The sequence below is a fragment of the Succinivibrio dextrinosolvens genome (genome assembly GCF_900116345.1).
In the GTDB taxonomy this organism is placed as follows: domain Bacteria; phylum Pseudomonadota; class Gammaproteobacteria; order Enterobacterales; family Succinivibrionaceae; genus Succinivibrio; species Succinivibrio dextrinosolvens_B.
In genome coordinates this window covers 1-1,250 of record NZ_FPAH01000092.1, presented here as the reverse complement: position 1 = coordinate 1,250, position 1,250 = coordinate 1, and the positions used below count along the sequence as shown (strand labels likewise).

The 1,250-nt window shown below is 36.1% G+C and carries 1 protein-coding gene; it reads right to left on the bottom strand.

The annotated features are described in order from the left end of the window. Nucleotides 1–202 precede the first annotated feature (202 nt). Nucleotides 203–691: a hypothetical protein gene (locus tag BM308_RS13140; protein WP_074945832.1), complete on the bottom strand. Its 489-nt coding sequence runs from the start codon at nucleotides 689–691 to the stop codon at nucleotides 203–205. Nucleotides 692–1,250: the final 559 nt, after the last annotated feature.

Sequence of the window (1,250 nt, the reverse complement as noted above, 5' to 3'; positions counted from 1 at the left end):
CAATTTAAAGGTTCGGCCTAGGATAGAAACTTAAGACTGAATAATGCGGTTCAAGGAAGTACCGTTCATAATTTTCCTTGTCACCACATCATTCAAATTCATTTGTTGAGAGTTTTGCCATGAGTTTGTGCATTCCCCAGCGTCCGTTTATTGGAGATAAAACCATTACTATTCTTCCGGTCGCAGATAATATGGACATGCTTTATCTCTGCATATTTTTTTTAAGTTCTGCAACTGAGTGCTCAATACTCAAATCCGTGCTGTAACTGATTCTTATGTCATTAAAAGACAGTTGAACCGTATTCAATAACTGTTTTTGAACCTTATGTTCATTCTGAAGTGACTCTTCTGAGTGAGAATTACTTTGTGCCGGTGTTTTGGGAGCTTCTTCGGGGATTGCCGTTTGGGGGTGTTTTGATTCTTCAACCGCAGGCAAGGTCTTCGCACTGTTCATTGGCACTGGTTTTAAGAGATCTCCAGAGTGCTCATCTTCCATTGAAACGATCTCTACAGCATCATCATTTAATGAGGACTGTTCTACCAGAGAAATCTTACCGGCAATGATCTTATAACAGGTGCTTGAATACATCCCCAGCTCTTTTGCTATTTCTGCGCCATTATATCCCTGCGCAGAGAGTGATCTGATCTGGGAATCAAGTTCACTATTTATTAGCTGTTCTCTTTTTTTCAAAATTATTCTTTCCGATATATTGAACGCCAATACGATTTATTGTCTGAGGTCTTAATTTGTACCTGAAAGCAACCTGATAAGATGAACTGCGGGTGTTGGTTAATTCATTAACTATTTTTGTTTAAACTATCTTTTGATAGCTAAAGGGGAAATAAACTCATAAATCTTACTCCAATGTCAGTAACATGTTGGAGTAATTATATTTTATGCGGTTTTAGAGAAAAAGATGTAAATAATTACTAGATACTTTTATATTTACCAATTGTTGAATGACTTAATCCCAGCCTCTTTCCAGGTTTTCGTTCGCCTAAAGTTGGTTCCTGAAAAGACAGTTTAAAGATGGTGCGGATCTGATCCGGTGAAGTAAAATTATGCATTAAATAATCCTTAAATTAACGCAACGAAATTGTTGCAAAGGAATATTAAATTGGATTGAAAATGGAAATATTGAGGGGAGAAAAAAATGGGTCTGTACAGAAAAGTGTGGGATGGTAATAAGAGCGTGAAATAAAAAAAGGGTCTACGTTATAATTTTAAGTGAACAAAAAAAACAAAATTA